This is a genomic window from Brevibacillus choshinensis (genome assembly GCF_016811915.1).
Taxonomy (GTDB): domain Bacteria; phylum Bacillota; class Bacilli; order Brevibacillales; family Brevibacillaceae; genus Brevibacillus; species Brevibacillus choshinensis_A.
In genome coordinates this window covers 3247230-3267187 of sequence record NZ_CP069127.1, presented here as the reverse complement: position 1 = coordinate 3267187, position 19958 = coordinate 3247230, and the positions used below count along the sequence as shown (strand labels likewise).

At 45.1% G+C, this 19958-nt stretch carries 16 protein-coding genes and 1 riboswitch; of the genes, 15 read left to right on the top strand and 1 reads right to left on the bottom strand.

Annotated elements, in window-relative coordinates; all coding sequences use genetic code 11:
- Position 1: 1 nt before the first annotated feature.
- From JNE38_RS16425 to JNE38_RS16410, 4 genes are all read left to right on the top strand, one after another.
- Positions 2-5383: an RHS repeat-associated core domain-containing protein gene (locus JNE38_RS16425; RefSeq protein ID WP_203254747.1), complete on the top strand. Its 5382-nt coding sequence runs from the start codon at positions 2-4 to the stop codon at positions 5381-5383.
- Between the two features lie 22 nt (positions 5384-5405).
- Positions 5406-5774 (top strand): hypothetical protein, encoded by a 369-nt coding sequence (locus JNE38_RS16420; RefSeq protein ID WP_203254746.1) that lies wholly within the window; start codon positions 5406-5408, stop codon positions 5772-5774.
- Positions 5775-6653: 879 nt separating this feature from the next.
- On the top strand, positions 6654-6809 hold the full coding sequence (locus JNE38_RS16415; RefSeq protein WP_203254745.1) for a hypothetical protein: 156 nt from the start codon (positions 6654-6656) through the stop codon (positions 6807-6809).
- Complete coding sequence (locus JNE38_RS16410; RefSeq protein WP_203254744.1) at positions 6806-7999, top strand: winged helix-turn-helix domain-containing protein; 1194 nt, start codon at positions 6806-6808, stop codon at positions 7997-7999. Before JNE38_RS16415 ends, JNE38_RS16410 begins: the two co-directional genes overlap by 4 nt.
- Positions 8000-8314: 315 nt before the next feature.
- Here the strand turns inward: JNE38_RS16410 and JNE38_RS16405 are convergent, their stop codons facing one another.
- Positions 8315-8929: a CAP domain-containing protein gene (locus JNE38_RS16405; protein ID WP_203254743.1), complete on the bottom strand. Its 615-nt coding sequence runs from the start codon at positions 8927-8929 to the stop codon at positions 8315-8317.
- A 7-nt stretch (positions 8930-8936) separates the two neighbouring features.
- Positions 8937-9093, bottom strand: a riboswitch (cyclic di-AMP (ydaO/yuaA leader).
- Between the two features lie 462 nt (positions 9094-9555).
- Here JNE38_RS16405 and JNE38_RS16400 point away from each other — a divergent pair.
- From JNE38_RS16400 to JNE38_RS16350, 11 genes are all read left to right on the top strand, one after another.
- A complete protein-coding gene (locus JNE38_RS16400; protein ID WP_203254742.1) occupies positions 9556-10125 on the top strand; it encodes an SF0329 family protein in 570 nt (189 codons plus the stop codon).
- Between the two features lie 235 nt (positions 10126-10360).
- A complete protein-coding gene (locus tag JNE38_RS16395; RefSeq protein WP_203254741.1) occupies positions 10361-10561 on the top strand; it encodes a hypothetical protein in 201 nt (66 codons plus the stop codon).
- Between the two features lie 20 nt (positions 10562-10581).
- Positions 10582-10836 (top strand): hypothetical protein, encoded by a 255-nt coding sequence (locus tag JNE38_RS16390; protein ID WP_203254740.1) that lies wholly within the window; start codon positions 10582-10584, stop codon positions 10834-10836.
- 280 nt (positions 10837-11116) lie between these two features.
- Positions 11117-12661, top strand: coding sequence for a spore germination protein (locus JNE38_RS16385; RefSeq protein WP_203254739.1), 1545 nt, complete (start codon positions 11117-11119; stop codon positions 12659-12661).
- Positions 12651-13862 (top strand): Ger(x)C family spore germination protein, encoded by a 1212-nt coding sequence (locus tag JNE38_RS16380; protein WP_203254738.1) that lies wholly within the window; start codon positions 12651-12653, stop codon positions 13860-13862. The genes JNE38_RS16385 and JNE38_RS16380 overlap by 11 nt, the downstream gene beginning before the upstream one ends.
- A 32-nt stretch (positions 13863-13894) precedes the next feature.
- Positions 13895-15037: a GerAB/ArcD/ProY family transporter gene (locus tag JNE38_RS16375; RefSeq protein ID WP_203254737.1), complete on the top strand. Its 1143-nt coding sequence runs from the start codon at positions 13895-13897 to the stop codon at positions 15035-15037.
- Between the two features lie 543 nt (positions 15038-15580).
- A complete protein-coding gene (locus tag JNE38_RS16370) occupies positions 15581-15907 on the top strand; it encodes a DUF3870 domain-containing protein (RefSeq protein WP_203254736.1) in 327 nt (108 codons plus the stop codon).
- Between the two features lie 145 nt (positions 15908-16052).
- Positions 16053-16715: a CoA transferase subunit A gene (locus JNE38_RS16365; protein WP_203254735.1), complete on the top strand. Its 663-nt coding sequence runs from the start codon at positions 16053-16055 to the stop codon at positions 16713-16715.
- The gene (locus JNE38_RS16360; RefSeq protein WP_203254734.1) at positions 16712-17413 is read left to right on the top strand and encodes a 3-oxoacid CoA-transferase subunit B; all 702 of its coding nucleotides are present in this window, start codon (positions 16712-16714) and stop codon (positions 17411-17413) included. The genes JNE38_RS16365 and JNE38_RS16360 overlap by 4 nt, the downstream gene beginning before the upstream one ends.
- Positions 17398-18588: a thiolase family protein gene (locus JNE38_RS16355; RefSeq protein ID WP_203254733.1), complete on the top strand. Its 1191-nt coding sequence runs from the start codon at positions 17398-17400 to the stop codon at positions 18586-18588. Before JNE38_RS16360 ends, JNE38_RS16355 begins: the two co-directional genes overlap by 16 nt.
- Positions 18576-19958 (top strand): aminotransferase family protein, encoded by a 1383-nt coding sequence (locus JNE38_RS16350; protein ID WP_203254732.1) that lies wholly within the window; start codon positions 18576-18578, stop codon positions 19956-19958. The genes JNE38_RS16355 and JNE38_RS16350 overlap by 13 nt, the downstream gene beginning before the upstream one ends.

Below are 19958 nucleotides of genomic sequence, written 5' to 3'. Positions count from 1 at the left end.
CATGAACAGAAAGGTACTGAGTTTATTATTGATTTTAAGCTTGTTATTAAGTAGCGTTTCTCCTGCAGCTGCTTTTGCTGAAGAGGGGAGTTCAAAGATAACTTCGCAATCCGAAGCAAAAGTAAAAAAGAAAAAAGTAAAATCAACAGTTGAGTGGGTCGCTGATGAAGTAAATGAAAATCAGATCGAAGATAAAGATCCATCTGAAATTCCTGATCTCACAGATGATGAAATTCGTGAGATGTCCTGGGATCAACTACCAGTAGCTGATGCGATTGAAATTTATCACCAGTTCGATCGAACTACCTTACAAATTGCTTCTTATTTCTACTCCAACCTTGATAGATTTCTTTCTCATGAGGAAAGATTAGAAACATCAAAGTGGCAAGACATCGAAGTGATGAAGAAAATCGAGGCTCTTCCCCAAGAGCGTTTTGCTAAAATTCAGAGTCTTACACCAGCGATCGGTACTATTTACTCTGAGTGGAAGTCAAATTCAAGCACGGGGACAGTAAAGGCATTAACCAGCTCAGTACCCCCTGAGGTAAAGTACACAGAGAAAGAACAGAAATGGAATTACGCGACTGAAAACTCGGCTAATCCAGTAAACGATTTATACCGTGAGGCAAATGTTGTAGAAACAGACCTCGTGCTCGAGGGAAAACATGGACTGGATTTGGTTTTGCAAAGATCCTACCATTCTATGAACAGTAAGGTTCTATGGCCGGGTTACGGCGAAGATGATAACGTAACGTATAAAAAGAAAGTCGCAAATGACGAAATCCCTTTCGCAGCAGGTTGGGATTTTAACATACCGAGCTTTTCTTTCATTTCGCAAGAATTGACGACAGCTTATGAAAATTTTCGAGACAGTGAGCGTTATTCAGCTGACACAGCGTGGTTTGAATTCACCAGGTTCAAATGGTTCATAAATTTAGATGACGGTACAAGTTATGAGAGAAATGGGTTAAGTGGGTGGAAGAATTACCCTTATAAGGGGCTGGATTTTACTTACGACTCGGATGGACTCCATGCAAGATTAATCAAAAATGGCATTACGTATATATATGACTTGGAAACCCAAAATGGTGGAAGTGTAACGATCACCAAATCTAACCCTCAAGGAGATAAAATTAAGTACTGGATTCCAAGTACTAATTCTAATATTGAAATTACTGATAGCGTAGGTCGTGTTGTCGTTTTAAGAAAAAATGGTCCATATGGTGGGATCTCTGATTTAGAAGTTTATTCGGATAGTTCGAAGCAAAACTTAATTAAGCATATTCATTATGACATGACCGCCATGACTGATTATCTTCAGTTAGATCGGGTAACTGAAATTTCTCCAATTAATGAAACGAAAATCGTTTCAGAATATCAATATCACGATCCAAACATTCTTGGGAAAGCAGAGTTTAACTACAATCGATCTTATGATCTACCTAAGAATGATAATAACGGTATAGACTCTCAGACTTATATTAATCGTGATAATCAATACCGAGACGAAATCAAATACCTGTTGTTAAAAGAAGCGTCCTATCCAGTACAAGGATTAAAAATGAATTATAAATATGGGACCTATAATCCTAACGCTAATATGTTACAAAGGGGTGTCGTACGTCTCTATCAGGATGATTATGCGATTTCCTATATTTCATATCATCCAGTAACATCCGTTACTTATTCATATATGCCGATGAATCCAAATCCAGTTGATTCGGCTGTATATCAAACCTCATTTAGTAGAAATTATGAAATGGTTAGTCCTGAAATTTGGAAAGTACCGAAATCGATGATTCTACGACTAGCTTCGGTCGCAAGTCGTAACGGAGATCGAATCGTTTCAAAGGAGCAACCAACTGGCCAATTAGGCTATTTGTTTGAAAATACTTATACAGTAAACCCACAAGGTAACCATTTACTTAGCCTTGTGAAACAGACGGCTGCAGCTCCCGGAACAGTTTTAAATGATGGTGGTAAGCAGTATAAATATATCCCAATTACTTATACTAGCTACCACTATCAGAATAATAATGTAAAGCCAAATTATGAGCAGACTTTCGTTGATGCTCAAGGAACATCAGTAAATCAAAATGTGTACAACTATCTTCTACACAATACTGTAGTACGACCATCTGATTCTGAAATTGATAATTATGCTAACGAGACTTACCGAGAGTACGATGACTATGGAGATATCACGTATGAAGAGGATCCGCAAGGAAATGACACCTCTTGGGAATATTTAAATGTAAGTGCGGGATTTAGACTACCATCGGCTATAAAATCTCAAGCTAATGACAACCCAAATCATTACAAGCAGACGATTTATACGTATAATGCTGACCATTTATTAGAAAGTGAAACAATTGAGGATTCGTATCCGGGAAAAGAATACACTGATAAGGTAATCCGAAACTATACGTATCAGAATAAGTTACTTTCAAAGCTTGAAGAGACTAGCTACGGTGCTGAACAAAAAACATTGACGAAGACTTTCCCGGCATATGATCGTTTTGGTTTGCATCCAACAACAGCAATTGTTCAAGTTAAATTGGCTACTGGTCAAAGTGAAACAGCTTTGACAACCATGTATGAATACGACGATCTTGGACAATTAAAAAGCCAAAGTTACCCTGACGGCAGTCAGGTTGGATATTCGTACGATTTACTCGGGCGCATGAAGTACGAAGGATTTGTTGCAAGTAATGGAGACTTCCGAATAACACAGTATGAGTACGATGATTCAAAAAGAAAGGTTACCAAATTATTACCCGACGATACGAAAATTGTAACGGTGTTTACCCCTTTTGGGGATACTGAGTACCAAGCACAAATTGGTACAAACGGTCAAGAGCGACCACTACTATTTAACAAGTACATGATTGATGGAAAGCACTTGGATAAGTCTTATCCTTATGCGCTTCCAGAACGAAAAATCTCGTATTCATACAATGCTGACGGTTCACTCAATTCGAAGACTGATCCAATTGGGACAACCTACTACGCACGCACAAATGTAAGTATCTACGGGACCAAGTACATTCCAGAAAGTTCAACCGTCGAAAGACAACCAAACGGACTTGAACAATATATATTTACGAATCGTTATGGAAATCAATCAAAGCAGCTAGCTAAAACAGGTGACGGGCTGCAGCAAGTGATTACTGAATTTGATTATGATGCTTTTAGTAATCCAACGAGAAAGAAGGAAACATCTCAATCTGGTGAAAGTAGAACCTGGCAATATAAATACGACCTGCGTGGCAAGCCAATCAATATAATTGATCCAGAGTCTAATGTCTATGGTTATGGATATGACTCTTTAGGAAACCTGGTAACGTTAAATGAGAACAATACCTTAACGACTCGTTATGGGTACAATTCACTGTCTCTAAAATTGAAGGAAGAGTATGTGCCATCCGGTGCTCAAGAGACATTCAGCTATAATGAAGTAGGTAATGTCAAACAATTTGTAGATAAGTCTGGCAATCGTCACGAGTATGTGTACACACCATTTTATGACGTACAATCGATTACTACCAAGAATTCCTCCGGAAGTGTAACCAACAAAGAAACCAGGGAGTATGACCCACATAACTCACTATTGCTTACGCTGACGAATAGTAATGGATCGGGAACAGCCAACAACAGAGAAATTGAGTATACGTACGATGCATTTAATCGTATGGATAGCCAGACCGCCTTTAATCGCACCTATACGATACGTTATACGGACAGCGACGAATTGATGGATAAACTAACTTATCCAGATAATACGGCAGTATCTTATACTTACGATTCAGCTGGTCGGTTAACTCAAGTGAGTAGCGGTGTTTCTGGTAGTATCACCTATGATTACAATACAACAAGCACAGGAGAAGTCATCACACTTACGTATCCAAATGAAGTTGAGATGGAGCAGAAACTCGATTCCTTTGGACAAATTAATAAATTGAACCATCTTAAAGATGGAAATTTAACTTGGGATGAGTCAACTGAATACAATTTTGGTAACATTACTACAATTAATCGAAATTCCCAAACCTTCTCTTACGAATACGATAAGATTGATAGACTTGATTCAGAGACAACACCTAGTGTTTCCAATACGTACACATACGATGAAAGAGGAAACCGACAAAGCTTTGATGGATCCTTACCAGAGGATGGCAGTTCAACATCACTGACCTTCGATGGATTAAACCGTTTGCGTAGTTTTAAAAACAAGACCACGAATGACAAACTAGACTACACGTACTATGCTGATGGTTTCCGGGCAACAAAGATTGAAAACGAAGATGAAACGAAATACGTTTACCTTAATGGAAAAGTAATTGAAGAACTAGATGGATCGGGTAATGCAATCGCTCAGAATATCTGGGGCAACGGACTGCTTTTCCGTAAGGACTTTAACACTAACCAGAAGGGGTATTACGGGCTTAACAGTCACGGAGACGTAGTATCGGTGACCGATGCCGCTGGTAATGAACTGAATCATTACGATTACGATTCTTGGGGTAATCTTATTTCTCAGACAGAAGGTATGGCTAATCCCTTTAAGTATAGTGGGGAGATCTATGATGAAAAAACTGGATTCTACTATTTAAGAGCTCGTTACTATGACCCAAGCATAGGACGATTTATTTCAGAGGACTCGTATAAAGGGCAAGTTGACAATCCACTGTCACTGAATAGATATACGTATACACATAATAACCCATTGAAGTTTGTGGACCCTAGTGGACATGAAGTTGAAATCGGTGCTTCATCAATTAACAGGCCTGGAGATACTCTTTTTGATGATAAGAAGAGAGAGGCTATGTTAGATATCTATAAAAGATATGGATTAGAAGCTGTTCCAGAAATGTATCGTGATGAAGTTCAAATATTTTCAGGGGATGCCCTTCCAGGTTCCGCAGGAGTAAGAATTGTTCGGGGTGTAGGCAAAGCTGTTATTACAGCAATTAACGGGGTAAAGGTCGCAAATAATGTATTAAATACATCCACTAGCTCTTTCAGAAATGGTGCCTTGACACATATAATTGAAGGTGCCAATGGAGGAGGATTTCACTGGCTTCCAGGATCTACAGGTGCTGCGAGAATAGTTCAGGGAACCAAGTCAACTCCGAATCAGTTTGGAGTATATACAGCACAGGTGGAATTTAATGGTGTATTAAAGAGTGGTAACGGCGGGTACTCTACCTTTTTTCCTGATAACTGGTCTAAAGACCAAGTAATTAATGCAATTAATGAAGCTTATTCAAACAAAGCTTTTCTAAATGGTAATACTTATGAAGGTGTCACCCAAGCTGGAATGAAAATTGGGATGTACCTTGATAATGCAGGAAAAATAATTAGCGCATTTCCAAAGTATTAATTAATTTACAAAGGAGATAAACATGAAGATTAAATATGAAATAAAGGTAATTGAATTGTCAAACGGGATAAGAACCTTATCAGTTTCTCTTCCTAAACAAATGGATGCAGTATCGGATTTCCTTCATTCTGATGTGCAATGGGAAGGTGATAGTAATAGGATATTAAACTTAATTGACAAGGTGTTGAATGGTTTCTCTAATTACGAAATAGCTCAAGGAAATGCATGTAGGATTGAAATAAAAAAAGATAACACAAAAGTTGTGAACTTCTTATACGAGAATCTTGAGGAACATGAAAGAGTTGAATCTAATATTGAAACCCAGGACTTAAGAAGTTTAGTAGTTGAGTGGGGGAAAAACTTATTGAATTTAAAAAATAATAACAATTAATGATTATGACCCCAAGCGAGTATAACACTCGTTTGGTTTTTTTTTTGAATAGTGTAGAAAAAAAATTATTGGAAAACTCATTAAGAATTACGTAATCAAAAGGAGAATAATGACTAGAATTGAAGTTATTAATCATGTTGACGATTTGTTGACCAAATATGTCAACATGTGCCTTTCAGAGTCATAAGCTATCAGAAAAAATTTAGTTAAACCATGAATTTTATTGGCTTTGACCCGACTATAACAGAAGTGCTACTAACCCAAGTCTCACTTTGACAGAGTGGGGATGGTTAAATAAAAAGCTAGGATTGAATAAATTATGATAATACCCCTTGATGTCCAAGGGGCATTATTTTGCTTTATTACGAAGATAAAAAAGCAAGTATTAGAAACTCACTTGCCCAATTAAGAGGATATTTGAGTATTGAATGGGTTCCAGCGGACATTCCGGCTGTGAAAGAGAGTTACTAAATTAGTCCTTGGGGACGAATTGGGGACCAAATTGGTCCCCACCTTTCATTTTAAGACATAAATGATTGGATTGACAGCATACTAATCTCTTGGTAAATCAGGGTTTACACTTCTCAATCATATTGCATCAAAAGGGGAAATCTATATTCCCAAGCTAGTAGCGTGGGTTCGATTCCCATCACCCGCTCCATAGAGAAAGTCAAAAAACCTTGAGAAATCAAGGTTTTTTTGTTGTTTGAGACTTTGGCCCAATGCACAAATGAGATGAAGCTGCCGCGGCGAACGGCAGCTTCATTGCGTTAACGGTCAGCCTTCAATAGCTCTTGTTTTTATGTTGGAGATAATGGTAACATTTGATAGGAACGTGTGTTTGTTTTCTTCGTTTTCCAACGTATAGGGGGAATAGGCATGGTTGAAATCATTGAAAAAGAGCAATTTTCGGTTGTTGGAAAATTAGGAAAGGGGTTTGCTAATGAAGCTCCCCAATGGATACCATCATTAGCCATCCATCGTCATGTGCAAACGGTTCCTGTTTGTTTCGTTAAGGAGTCGATGTGTACATGATCCAATTGACGAACCGCCAGGCACGGCAATTTCTGCTATTGAAGCACGGGCTGTTGGGCGAATATCATTTTACCGGAAAGCAGGGAGTATTGGATTTTGTGCGGCAGGTAGGCTGTATTCAATACGATCCCATCGATGTTTGCGGAAAAAACGCCGAACTGGTGTTGCAGTCGCGAATCAAAGGATTCACCAAGAACATGCTCGCCGAGTTGCTGTATCAAGATAGAATCCTTGTCGATTATCCCGACAAGAATCTGGCCATTATCCCCGTCGAGGACTGGCCGTATTTTGAGCGGTACAGACAAGCCGCCCGACAACATGCCAAGCGCTATCCCGAAATGGAAGCGTTGATAGAGCAAGTACGAGCTCACATCCAAAATCACGGTGCGCTAAGTTCGGATGATCTAAAATTGGATGGAAACTTCGTTTGGCGATCGGCCATCCATTGGAGCAGTGGAAACAATTCATCTCGGTCGGTTCTGGAGCAGATGTATTCGACAGGCGAGTTGATTATCCATCACAAAAAAGGAACACGTAAATATTACGATATCGCGGGGAAGTACATACCGCCAAATCTGCTGAATGCGCCGGAGCCGCTGGAGAGCGAGCTGGAGCATCACAAGTGGCGGGTACTGCGTCGAATCGGCGCTGTTGGCCTTTTATGGAATCGCGCATCCGATGCCTGGCTGAACATATGGGGATTGAAAGCGGAGCAGCGCAATGAGGTTTTCCGCCGACTGTTGCACGAAGCTCGCATTGCTGCTGTTGCCGTAGAACAAATGAAGGATATACTTTATTGCCGCGCGGAAGACTTGCCGCTTATTGAAGCCGTTCAGCAAAATCCAGCGCCGAAATGGCGCTGCGAGCTGATTGCCCCACTAGATAATTTCATATGGGACAGAAAACTGATCAAAGAATTGTTTGGATTCGATTACACCTGGGAGATCTACACGCCTGCAATCAAACGGAAGTTCGGCTATTATGTGTTGCCTCTATTATACGGAGAAAGCCTCATCGGACGAGCCGAGGTAATCGCGGAGCGAAAATCCGGGACGCTGGTTGTCAAAAACATCTGGTACGAGAACGACATAAAGCCAACAAAACAATTGCGGACAGCCTTGAACAATTGTTTTCAAAACTTTGGAGTATTCAATGGATGCGAGACGATTTCGATAGAGTCTATGAACTGATATTTCGAGTTCCCCGGTAACATTTGCCGACAAGTCTCCGCGTACGAATCAGGTATTGCCCGCTTTACGATCATCCTTAACCAAGTTGCACATGACTATTTGAATCCGCCCATTCGAATATGGGGAATAAAGGCATTGGGCTCCTGTCGCTCCAAGAAGATGAAAGGACGCATTTTGTCTCTTCAGCGAATGACAGCACAACCTTAGTGAATACTAATGTGAAAAGGGAGCGCGAGCATATGAGGCAGCTGGCTTTCTGGGAAAACCAAGAACGCCGAGCCCTCGCTTGAGGACTCGGCGTTCGCATCGCATTCATTAGCCAATAAATTCTTGAACCCAGTATCCATTCACATAGCCTACACCGATTTTGGTGAAGGAAGGATTCATGATGTTTTGACGGTGACCTTCGCTGTTCATCCATTGGTTCATGACTTCATCAGCGGTGCGCTGACCCATCGCAATGTTTTCTCCAGCGGTCATATAAGATACACCGAACTGCTTCATCATGTCAAATGGAGAACCGTACGTAGGGCTGGTATGGTCGAAGTAGTTGTTATTGGACATGTCAGCCGCTTTTGCCTGTGCTACTTTGTTCAAAGAAGCGTCGAGCTCCACTGGTTTCAGCCCTGCTTTTGCACGCTCTTGGTTCACCAGGTTAGCGACTTGCTTCATGACAGCGGAAGCGTCCACTTGCTGATTGGTTTGCTCTGCAGGTTGTGGAGCAGCTACCTGTTGTACAGGCTGCTGAATAGTTGTCGCGTATTGCGGTTGAACAGGTTGCTGCATCACGGGTTGATATCCGTATTGTACGGTATATGGAAACGATTGGGTTGGTTGTTGAAGGGCCGCGGCAGAAGCTGTGTTAGAAAAGTCGGAAAGAACAAATCCCAATCCCAAAGTCGCGATTGCAATCGTACCAAGGCGTTTCATATTCACATCGTCTCCTTTTTTTGGCCTACGAGGTTAGTTGACGGATTCGGATTGAGGAAAAACAACCCTACGCCCTTTGGCGATTCACCCCATGCAGATCTCACATCTGCAAAAGAAGATCCCCCGCACTTCCATTCGAGAGGAAGTTTCGGCTGTTTTGTTTGGCATGACCCAGAATAACAGAGATTCTACGTCGAAATAAATACACAAAAAATGGTATGAGTACTAGGTGTAATGGCCGCAAACGTTGACTGCATGCGATTTCTTAGGAACGTTTCTTTTCTGATGTAAAATATAGCAGGGCAAGGACAGGCAAAATCAATCCAAACCATAAGGCTGCATTCCATCCCCCTACGGCGTAAGACCAACCAACAGTAGCTTTCGCAGAAACACCGGCATCCAAAATAAAGGCTGATACAACTCGCTCAGTGATCCCAACAATTAAACTGGACTGAGATAGAAGAGGCAACAAAACAGAGACGATGAAGGCAATGAGAGCAACCCCAGTAACGGGTGAAACGCTAGGTTACTTGTATTTAGTCTGATCTATTAGGTTGTATTTGTATGATGGCTAATAGAATGACTGCCTCACTAGGTATTTACCATATAGAACATTGGAGGATTAAATGTCCTGGAGCAAATTGAAGCAAAATCTGGAGAGTTTTCTCTGTCCTGCGTTATATGAAAGGGTTGAATACCGTGCAACCGGCTATCGTTATTTACCAGATAAAGCAGGACTTTGTTATATTTCGGTAGACAAAAAGAATGTACTCAATATGAATGATAAAACTACCTTAATCAAATGGTATCAGACGGAGCTGGAAATTAAGAATGATCCAAATATCCAAATTCCAATCAGTAATGAAGAAATTGAAGCTGTCAGAAAAGATGCCAAGGGAATAGTTCCAGAGGATCGTCTAAAAGTAATTGCAAGAAATAGAAAAATATCAGAATATGCAGAGGAGCTTTTGTTAGCACAGGTATCATTAAGTAAATCAAATTTTAGCGTTGTTGCTAATAAATTTTTAGCCATTTCTATTGAGGAAAGCCTGGAGAGCAATGATATATTATTGAATATCCTGGCTTTGGTGGACAGACGAGTTGGAAAAAAGCGAATTTTAAACATGGCCGAGAAAATGAAATTAAAGCATCCAATTGTGCAGTATTTTTATGAACTACGACTTAGTACCTTATGAAAACACATCCCTTTTTAAGATGCGCCGGAATTAGCGGTAGTCTTGGACAAAGAAAGAAAAGTCCAAATCTACCGCTAATTTACTATATCTTTCTAGATAAAAAATGAGTGAAGTGTAATTGCAATATTGTTTAAGGAAGGGGAACCTACATGAAACGTACCTTTACATAATGGCTACGATAGCAATAATTGCAGGATGCAGTGATCACGCACCAGGCATAAAGGAAGACCCATCCGTGCATCTAGATACACGAGTAGTGGTTCTAAGGAGCCTGGAAGGGGCTTCCCCGCCATCCTCAGCACCGATCTTTATTGCATCCGGAATAGCGGGAGCCCGGCCTGAAAAGACGTTTGTCCCGTTAATCATGTATTATGTCGTTCCGATTTTCCTGATCGGTTATTTCATCGCGCTGGGTGTATTGCCAATTCCTGTATAAAGGCAAAGGAGGAGTGTTTTATGAAAAAGACGCTTGAGGTACTTTTCGTGGTCAGTCTGGTACTCTTTTTACTAGCGGGCTCATTATTAGTAATAGGTCAAGTGCTTGGTCTTCTCTTGCAAAATGGTGAACTTATTTTGAAAAGCCAGGAGCTCTTGGCAAAGCCTACATTTGCAATTAGTGCAGTAGCTGGCGTCATTGCCTATTTGTTGAATCAGAAGAAGAAGCAAAAGGTAAGTGAGGGGGCTAGTGAAGCAAACGTGATTTCTTCGTAAAGCAAGCACGCAAAGGTTGTCATTCGTCGAAAACCTTTGCCGGATTTGCTGTGCAATCGGGCATTGATTTGAAGCCACAGGATTTCGACGTTCAATGAGATCGCGCCGAAAGCGTTATTTCATTCGAACGCCGTGAGGAGTCGAAAGGAAAGTCAGCGGGTTGCCCTCGCAGTGGGAGCCCCTGGCTTTTTTCGTTTTTTGCGGCGGGTAGACCGAACTGTATAAAACTAGCCCCCCCTGCGGATAATTGTGGTAAATGAATGGACTTGGGGACTGACAGATGAAGGGGTATTCTAGGTATGCTCGAAAGAGAAAGGCCACTGGACCGATGCATTCTTTCCAGCTGGGCTTGACCGCCAACCTTCAGCAGTTGCGGCAAGAACTCGGGTACAGTCCCGATTTGACCATCCGCGAGTGGGAGCTGGGGGAACAGGGCATCTGGGTCGCTGTCGTCTATACGAACAATCTGATCGATATGCAAACCGTCAATGAGTTCATTGTGCGTTCCTTATCTGTTTTCGGGACAGATGATTTTGCCGCCAGCTTGTTCTCCCCCGAAGATACGTTCCGCTTCATCAAAAGTCGCGCCGTGAAGGTCGGCGAAGTAAGGGTTACCGAAGATTGGATGGACCTCGCAGTATCCATCGTTTCCGGTGATACTGCCATTCTCATCGACGGCTGCGCAAAAGCGGTGGTCTGCGGGACGAGAGGCGGCGAGTGGCGCTCCATTTCGGAGCCGACGACAGAAGTAACGATCCGCGGTCCCAAGGATAGCTTCAATGAATCGATCGCGACCAATATCACCTTGCTTCGCCGGCGGATCATGAACCCGGATCTCTGGCTGGAAACGATGAAGATCGGCAATGTGACCAAAACCGATGTCGCCGTCATGTACATAAAAGGAGTAGCGGATGAAAACATCGTGCAGGAAGTCAAACAAAGGCTCAAGGAGATCAAGCTCGACTCTGTACTGGAGTCGGGTTATATCGAGGAGCTGATTCAAGATCAGACCTTTACTCCCTTCCCGACCATGTATAATTCCGAGCGTCCCGATGTGGTGGCCAAAAACCTGCTCGAGGGACGAGTGGCCATTTTAGTCAACGGTACACCGTTCGCCTTGATTGTACCGACAGTGCTTGCGCAGTTCTTTGAATCCGCAGAAGATTACTATCAGCGTTACGACATCAGCAGCTTTCTCAGATTAATCCGCTATATAAGCTTTTTGATCTCTCTTTTGGTTCCTTCCATCTACATTGCGGGGGTGACCTTTCATCAGGACATGATTCCGACCAGCCTGCTGTTCAGCCTGGCTGCGTCCCGGGAAGGTGTTCCCTTTCCAGCCTTGGTCGAGGCATTGATTATGGAAGTGACGTTTGAATTGTTGCGGGAAGCGGGTATCCGCCTGCCCAGGGCGGTCGGACAGGCCGTTTCCATCGTAGGGGCACTCGTGTTGGGTCAGGCCGCGGTACAAGCGGGCATCGTTTCGCCGGCGATGGTTATCGTTGTTGCGATCACCGGCATAGCCAGCTTCGCTATCCCTTCCTACAACCTGGCCATTTCAGCACGCTTGATCCGATTTTTGTTCATGATCTTGTCTGCCTCGTTCGGCTTTTACGCGCTGACATTGGGAATGATTGTCCTGACTGCTCATTTGTGCAGCCTGCGGTCTTTTGGCGTTCCGTTTCTGACGCCCTTTGCGCCCTTCCTGCCTTCCGAGCAGAAGGATTCGCTGATGCGCTTTCCGCTGTGGTCCCTGTTTACCCGCGTCAGGGTGATCCAAACCCAAAAAGTCAAAGGGCTAGAGGGGGAACCGGATGAGCAGTAAGAGAATCGCCGTCATCGCATGCTTCATCTCCCTGCTGCTTTTGACCGGCTGTTGGAATCGGAGAGAGCTGGGGGAGCTGGCCTTTGTCTCCGCGATTGGGATCGATCTTGTGCCGGGTAAGGACCACCTTCGCGCCTCTTACCAGATCGTCATCCCCTCAGAAGTGACCTCTGGGCCGTTGGGAGGGGGAGGAGGAAAGAACTCCCCGGTTGTTGTTTACAGCGAAACGGGGAGCACGATCTTCGAGATCAGCCGGAAAGTGGCTCCGAAAGTGCCCAGGGACATGTTCTTTTCCCACGTCCGCCTCGTTGTGATCGGGGAATCGCTGGCACGCAAAGGAATTAACGACTTGTTCGACTCGCTGGAGAGGTCCAATGAAATCCGTTATACAGCCAGGGTCGCCATAGCTCGAGGTACGACGGCGGAGAATGTGATCAGCACCTTGACCCCAATGGAGAAAATCCCGGCCAATGCCAATGTGGGCAAGATGGATTTCTCGGAAAAGGATTGGGGGCACAGCATCCGGGTCAATTACGACGACGTCATCAATAAATTGACCACCAAGGAAAGTGAGCCGGTAATCAGCGGGCTTACGCAGCTGGGAGAGGCAAGCGGAGATCGTATAACGACACTGCAGGAGTCCAAACCGTCGGCGATTACGAAAAATGGCGGTCTTGCAATGTTCAAGAACGGCAAGATGCTCCGTTGGGTGGAAGGGGACGAGGCGATTGGGACCGTGTGGCTCTTGAATAAAATGAAAAGCACCGTCCTGAATGTCGACTGGGAAGGGACGAAGGCAGCGCTAGCCATCAAGGTGTCACGATCCCGGACGAAGATCGATGCAAAATGGCGCGACGGCAAGCCGGTCATTCAAGTATCGATCAAGGAAGAAGGAGACATCCGAGAGGCCAGGATTCCCGTCCCCATCGAGGATGATCGGGCCATTGCCAAATTGGAGCAGAACTTGGCGGAAGAGACGAAGAAAAGGGTACTGGCTGCTATTCATCTGGCACAAAAGGAGAAATCGGATATTTTCGGGTTTGGTGCAGCGGCGAACAGGGCAGATCCGCAGGCGTGGGATCTGATCAAAGGCAAGTGGAATGAGCTGCTCCCTTCGATAGAAATTGACCTGTCAATCGAAGCCTTTATCCGGCAGCCCGGTATGATTACTTCTCCTCACCATCCCGAAAGCGGGAAATAATAAGCGCAGGAAAGGAGGCGAAGACGCATTTCATGGAAAAGGCACGGATCGGCCCTCTGCAACTGTTTGCGCTGATGTTCCTGTTTGAATTGGGCACAACCGTGGTGGTTCCGCTTGGGCTGGATGCCAAAAAAGATGCGTGGCTGTCCATCCTGCTCGCCATGCTGTGCGGTTTCGCTCTCCTTCTTGTATATGTGGCGCTTTACCGCCGCTATCCGGCGCTCCTGTTGACCAGTTACGTCAGGCAGATTCTCGGGAACATCATCGGCTGGCCCATCGCCTTTTGCTACATTTTGTTTTTTGTGTACGGGGCGGCAAGGGACTTACGGGATGTAGGCAATCTACTGTACAACGCCGTGTACGATCTTACCCCCATTTTTATGCTGAATGCTCTCATGTTACTTGGGACGGCCTATGTTTTGGCCAAAGGGATCGAGGTGCTGGCGCGAACAGGGGAAGTTTTTTTCATCGTCATCGTGCTGCTGGGGATCGTCGGAAACCTTCTCGTTCAGTTTTCCGGAATCGTGAACATCCACAATTTGCTCCCCTTCTTAGAAAAAGGCTGGGAGCCGGTAGTAAAGACGGCCATTTTTCGGAACTTCATGTCGCCTTTTGGTGAAGCGATCTGTTTTGCCATGCTCTTCCCTTATCTCAAAAATGAAAAGGGAGTACTTCGGGCCGGAATGGCTGGCATGTTATTGAGTGGTCTAGCTTTGTGCCTGACCATCTCCGTGGAAATCGCGACGCTGGGAGCGGACATAGCTCGCCGCTCGACCTTTCCGCTGTTGACCACGATCAGCAAGGTAGACATTGCGAACTTTTTGCAGCGCCTGGATGCCATTGTCGTATTTACATTGATTATTACCGTTTTTTTTAAGGTGGCCATCTTTTATTATGCGGCAGTAATCGGTACGGCAGATTTGTTTCGCGTAAACGATCATCGGAGACTGGTCATCCCGATCGGAATCGTGATCCTTTTCATGTCCATCATGATTGCGGGCAGCTTTTCGGAGCACATCCAGGAAGGGAAGTTTACGGTGAGAACCGTATACTTTGTCTTCTCCTTGTTTATCCCCCTCGTTTTGCTTTTGCTTTCTTTCTGGAGGAAACGATCTCTGTCACGAGGAACAACGACAGAAGAGCCAGCGAGGTCAGATACTCAGCCCACCCCATGAAGGTGAAGGTATGCCGAATATTTCGCAGCGATTGGAAAAGGCTCAGGCCCATGAGTGAGTCGATTGCCATCAGGAATCCGACGCTCATCAAGGCAACCAGGACAAAAATTGCGATCCGTTTCATGGGAAGTCACCTCTCGGATAGGGATTGGTAGAAATCTGAGTATCCTTAGTTTGCAACGGTCTGATCGGGGCCATTCGTTGTTGCGGAAGGGACTTCCTTGTTCGGCATTGTCGATCGTGTTCGCTTGCTATCACAATAAGGGGAATGGAGAAGGAGAGGAGTTTGGCAAAAAGGACATGACTCTATAAAACTCTGGAATCGGTACTTGCCATCTGAGAACGAATGAAGAACTGCCGCGGAGATGATTGTCGGTTGACGGACAAGGAGGGGACAAGCGGTACAGCTTAGTCGCAAAAGATAATTTCGATTATACGAAAAATTTTGTTTTCTACATTGACAAAAAAAGATGGGTAATTTTATAATAATAACCAATGTTAGCGCTTCACTATTTAGAAAATACTACCGAAGGAACTTAGCCAATGGAAGTATTACAAACCGTTCTAGTCACAGGGTATTCCAAAGCACCTCAAGGTACTTCGATGTATGAAGTTTACAAGCACGCAGGCATCGTATTGGAAGTGCATCTAGAAACGCATAAGATTGTTGGCGTCGAATTTACTTTTGTCGCCAGCTTGACCAAGGATTTTTTTGAAAGACTTGTTGTCGGGTATGAGCTGGACAAAGGCTTGGAGCCATTGATTCAAAGGATCCAAGAGCATTACTTCGCACCATCTCAACAGGCGATCATCGTGGCGCTTCAGGCGGCTGTACAGCGTTACTGGGATTTCCTCGACAAGAAAAAATAATACGTTGGTTATGTTGAAGTGGGAAGACAACCTCTTTCCATGATCTCATCAGAACCGAGCTAAGCAAAGACTCTCAGGAATCTTTCTGATTTCTGGTACGGTCACGTTGCTTTATGCTCGGTTCTTTCATTTTTTAGGAGGAAACATGGAGAAATTCATTGATGTGAAAAAAGCAGCAGCTTTCATCAAGGATGGGAACTCTCTGATGGTAGGGGGATTCGGATTGGTTGGAAGTCCATTGGCCATCATTGCCGAGTTGGTCAAGTCATCCATACGTAATCTAACGATAATCAGCAACAACTTGGGAGAGCCGGGAAAAGGGCTTGGCGAACTCGTATTGGAAAAACGCGTAAAAAAAGCAATCGGCTCTTACTTTACGTCTAATCCGGATGTTGTCAAAGCGAATCAGAGCGGTGAACTGGAGATCGAGTTGATGCCGCAGGGGACGCTTTCAGAAGCAATTCGCGCCGGTGGAGCCGGAATCGGCGGCTTTTATGTACCTGCTGGTGTGGGGACGCAAATAGAGGATCGAAAAGAAGTGAAAGTCATACAGAGCAAATCGTTCCTTTTTCAGGAAGCGCTTCGTGCAGATGTAGCGATTATCAAAGCGCATAAGGCCGATAAGCTGGGCAATCTCGTTTACAGAAAATCGGCTAGAAATTTTAATCCAATCATGGCCACCGCTGCCGATATGGTCATAGCCGAGGTGGATGAAATCGTTGAAGTGGGAGAGCTGTCCCCGGAGGAAATCGTAACGCCTCACTTGTTCATCAACTATGTGACGATGAAGGGAGATGACCGCTCATGAATGAGAAAGAGCTGATAGCAACGCGGGTTGCAAAGGAATTGCGGAACGGGGATATCGTAAACCTCGGCATCGGAATCCCAACCCTGGTCGTAGAATACCTCCCAGAAAAGATCGAAGTGTTTATCCATTCGGAAAATGGAATCCTTGGCGTGGGTCCTGCCCCCACTGCGGATGAGGTGGACAAAGATCTGGTGAATGCCGGTAAGCTTCCAGTCACCGTTTTAAGAGGCGCTTCCTATTTCGACAGTGCCGAGTCTTTTGCGATGATTCGCGGAGGACATGTGGATGTGTCTATCTTGGGTGTTCTGCAGGTGGATGAACAGGGGCGAGTAGCAAACTGGGCCGTTCCGGGAAAAAGTGTGCTTGGCGTAGGAGGAGCGATGGATCTGTTGGAAGGGTCAAAAAAAGTAATTGTCGCTACGACGCATACCACGAAAGAAGGTAGCCCAAAGCTGGTAAAACAAACGACGTACCCGTTGACCTCGATTCGCCGAGTTGATCTGATTGTTACGGAGTTAGCGGTGTTTGAGGTCCGGGACAGGACTCTGGTTCTGACCGAACTCGCCCCCCATGTAACCCTTGAAGAAGTGAAGAGCAAGACAGAAGCTCATTTTGAAGTGCAGCTGGCAAAGGAAGAAACGAGTGAATATCTAACCAATACGCATGGTCATGAGGTGGATAAATGGTTGTCATCGTGAATGCATTACGCACACCGATAGGGAAATACGGAGGAGCTCTGGCTCAAACTACTCCGGAAGAGTTGGTAGGGATTGTCATGAACAATAACCTCTCACATTCCGGTTTTCGACCGGAAATTGTCGATGAAGTGATTGTGGGGCAGACCAAGCAAAGTGCCCATTCACCCAATATTGCCAGAGTGGCTGCACTCAAGGCCGGATTTCCGGAAACAGTGCCTGGGTATACGGTACATCGCCAATGCGGTTCAGGAATGCAAGCGGTTTGGAATGCCTATACGTCGATTTTGACCGGCCAATCCGAGGTTGTGTTGGCAGGAGGTGTGGAGAGCATGTCGATGGCACCCTATTATTTCGTGGGAAACAGATTTGGATTGAATCCGGGGAATATGACGATGTTCGATTCCAATACAGAGAGCCAGCCCCGTTCGCAGCCTGTCGATCGATATGGAACATTTACGATGGGCGAAACCGCCGAGATATTGGCTGAAAAATATGAAATTTCCCGTCAGGCTCAGGATGAATTTTCGTATCAGAGCCAAGCAAAAGCCAAAAGTGCCATAGAATCGGAAAGGTTCAACGACGAAATCGTCCCGATCGAAGTAAAGGAAGGTAGAAACAGCGTTCGTTTATTTGCTGTCGATGAACACCCGAGAGAAACGAGTCTGCAAAAGCTGACTGAGCTATCTCCCGTATTTAGAAAGAATGGAACCGTTACAGCGGGCAACTCGTCCGGTAGGAATGACGGAGCAGCGATGCTGCTGATGATGAGCGAGAAGAAAGCGAAGTCTCTGGGCTTGACCCCGATGGCGAAGATTCGATCGTTTGCTTCGGCCGGGGTATCCCCAAAAGAAATGGGGATCGGACCCGTGCCTGCAACTAAAAAAGCACTGCAGCTTTGCGGTGTGGATCTGAGTGATGTTCAATTGATCGAGTTAAATGAAGCTTTTGCGGCACAGAGTCTGGCAGTGCTCAAGGAGTGGGGGATCTCAGGCAGCAACGTAAACGTCAATGGAGGAGCAATCGCCCTCGGTCATCCGTTAGGCTGCTCCGGTGCCAGAATCATGGTCACCCTCGTGCACGAAATGCAAAAACAGGATGCCAAATACGGATTGGCCACTCTGTGTATCGCAGGTGGCCAAGGAATTGCGACGGTGATTGAAAAATGGAACGGGTAGTGGCAAAAGACTATGTGTTTCACCGTGATTTTTCCAAACAGTACCCCGTGATTACCCATGCTGAGGGCGTTTATCTGTATGACGAACATGGAAAGCGTTATCTGGATGCCTCTTCTGGAGCAATTGCTGCCAATTTGGGGCACGGGGTGACAGAAATTGCAGAAGCGATGGCAGAACAGGCGAAAAAAGCGGGGTTTGTTCATACCCTGCGCTTTGAAACAAAGGTGCTGCACGAATTGGCAGCGGAGATCGGGAAGATGGCTCCCCCTTCATTAAATAGGGTTTATTTTACCTCGGGTGGGTCGGAAGCGAACGAGAGCGCGATGAAGCTCGCGCGTCAGTACCATCGAGATCGCGGCAAGCCGGAAAAGCATGTGGTCATCGGCCGCTGGCAGGGCTACCACGGCAACACGCTCGGATCATTATCCGCAGGTGGCGATAGTAAAAGGCGCAAACCGTATACAGCGACCTTGGCTAAATTCGAACATATCCATTCACCGTATTGCCATCGCTGTCCCTACAAACGGTCAGAGGAAATCTGCCAGAGAGAAAAGCTGTTGCCTTGCGCGGAGGAGCTGGAGCGGCTCATCAAAGAGATTGGACCTGAATCGATTTCTTCTTTTATCTGCGAGCCGATCGTCGGCAGCCAACAAGGGGCGGTAGTTCCGCCCGACGGCTATCTGCAGCGAGTGCGGGAGATTTGCGATCAAAATGATATTGTCTTCATTGTCGATGAGGTGATGACCGGTTTTGGTCGAACGGGCACTGATTTTGCCAGCGAGCAGTTTGGGATCCAACCGGATATCATCACCTTTGGCAAAGGTGTATCGGCAGGGTATGCTCCCCTCGCAGGAATGATTGTCTCTGATCGAATCGTAGATAGCTTAATTGAAAACGGAGACGGTCACTTTATTCACGGCTATACTTTCAGCGGTCATCCGGTATCGGTTGCTGCCGGCCTCGCTGCTGTTCGTTATTATCAGCGAGAGAATGTGCTTTCCAATTGCAGAGAACAAAGCGTTTATCTGTTTCAGCGTTTGAGCGAGCTGCAGCAAAAGCACAGCAGTATGGGACAAATCAGGGGAAAAGGTTTGCTAATCGGCTTTGAACTGCTGATGGACCGTTCTCAGGACCGGATGTTTCCCCCTTCATTCGGAGCTGCCGAGCGGTTAAATCAAGAGGCAATAAAGCGGGGAGCGACATTCTATCCGGGATCTGGAACAATCGATGGAACGAATGGAGATCATTTGTTGATCGGGCCTCCGCTTACGATCACTAGGGATGAAATCGATGAGCTTATCGCCATTTTGGATCAGGCACTTACTGCTTTTGAGTTGCAGGTACACAAATTAATAGGGAAAGAGGAATGA

Coding starts and splice junctions, on each gene's coding strand:
- JNE38_RS16425 (WP_203254747.1), top strand. CDS start 2: ATGAACAGAAAGGTACTGAGTTTATTATTGATTTTAAGCTTGTTATTA.
- JNE38_RS16420 (WP_203254746.1), top strand. CDS start 5,406: ATGAAGATTAAATATGAAATAAAGGTAATTGAATTGTCAAACGGGATA.
- JNE38_RS16415 (WP_203254745.1), top strand. CDS start 6,654: ATGGTTGAAATCATTGAAAAAGAGCAATTTTCGGTTGTTGGAAAATTA.
- JNE38_RS16410 (WP_203254744.1), top strand. CDS start 6,806: ATGATCCAATTGACGAACCGCCAGGCACGGCAATTTCTGCTATTGAAG.
- JNE38_RS16405 (WP_203254743.1), bottom strand. CDS start 8,929: ATGAAACGCCTTGGTACGATTGCAATCGCGACTTTGGGATTGGGATTT.
- JNE38_RS16400 (WP_203254742.1), top strand. CDS start 9,556: ATGTCCTGGAGCAAATTGAAGCAAAATCTGGAGAGTTTTCTCTGTCCT.
- JNE38_RS16390 (WP_203254740.1), top strand. CDS start 10,582: ATGAAAAAGACGCTTGAGGTACTTTTCGTGGTCAGTCTGGTACTCTTT.
- JNE38_RS16385 (WP_203254739.1), top strand. CDS start 11,117: ATGAAGGGGTATTCTAGGTATGCTCGAAAGAGAAAGGCCACTGGACCG.
- JNE38_RS16380 (WP_203254738.1), top strand. CDS start 12,651: ATGAGCAGTAAGAGAATCGCCGTCATCGCATGCTTCATCTCCCTGCTG.
- JNE38_RS16375 (WP_203254737.1), top strand. CDS start 13,895: ATGGAAAAGGCACGGATCGGCCCTCTGCAACTGTTTGCGCTGATGTTC.
- JNE38_RS16370 (WP_203254736.1), top strand. CDS start 15,581: ATGGAAGTATTACAAACCGTTCTAGTCACAGGGTATTCCAAAGCACCT.
- JNE38_RS16365 (WP_203254735.1), top strand. CDS start 16,053: ATGGAGAAATTCATTGATGTGAAAAAAGCAGCAGCTTTCATCAAGGAT.
- JNE38_RS16360 (WP_203254734.1), top strand. CDS start 16,712: ATGAATGAGAAAGAGCTGATAGCAACGCGGGTTGCAAAGGAATTGCGG.
- JNE38_RS16355 (WP_203254733.1), top strand. CDS start 17,398: ATGGTTGTCATCGTGAATGCATTACGCACACCGATAGGGAAATACGGA.
- JNE38_RS16350 (WP_203254732.1), top strand. CDS start 18,576: ATGGAACGGGTAGTGGCAAAAGACTATGTGTTTCACCGTGATTTTTCC.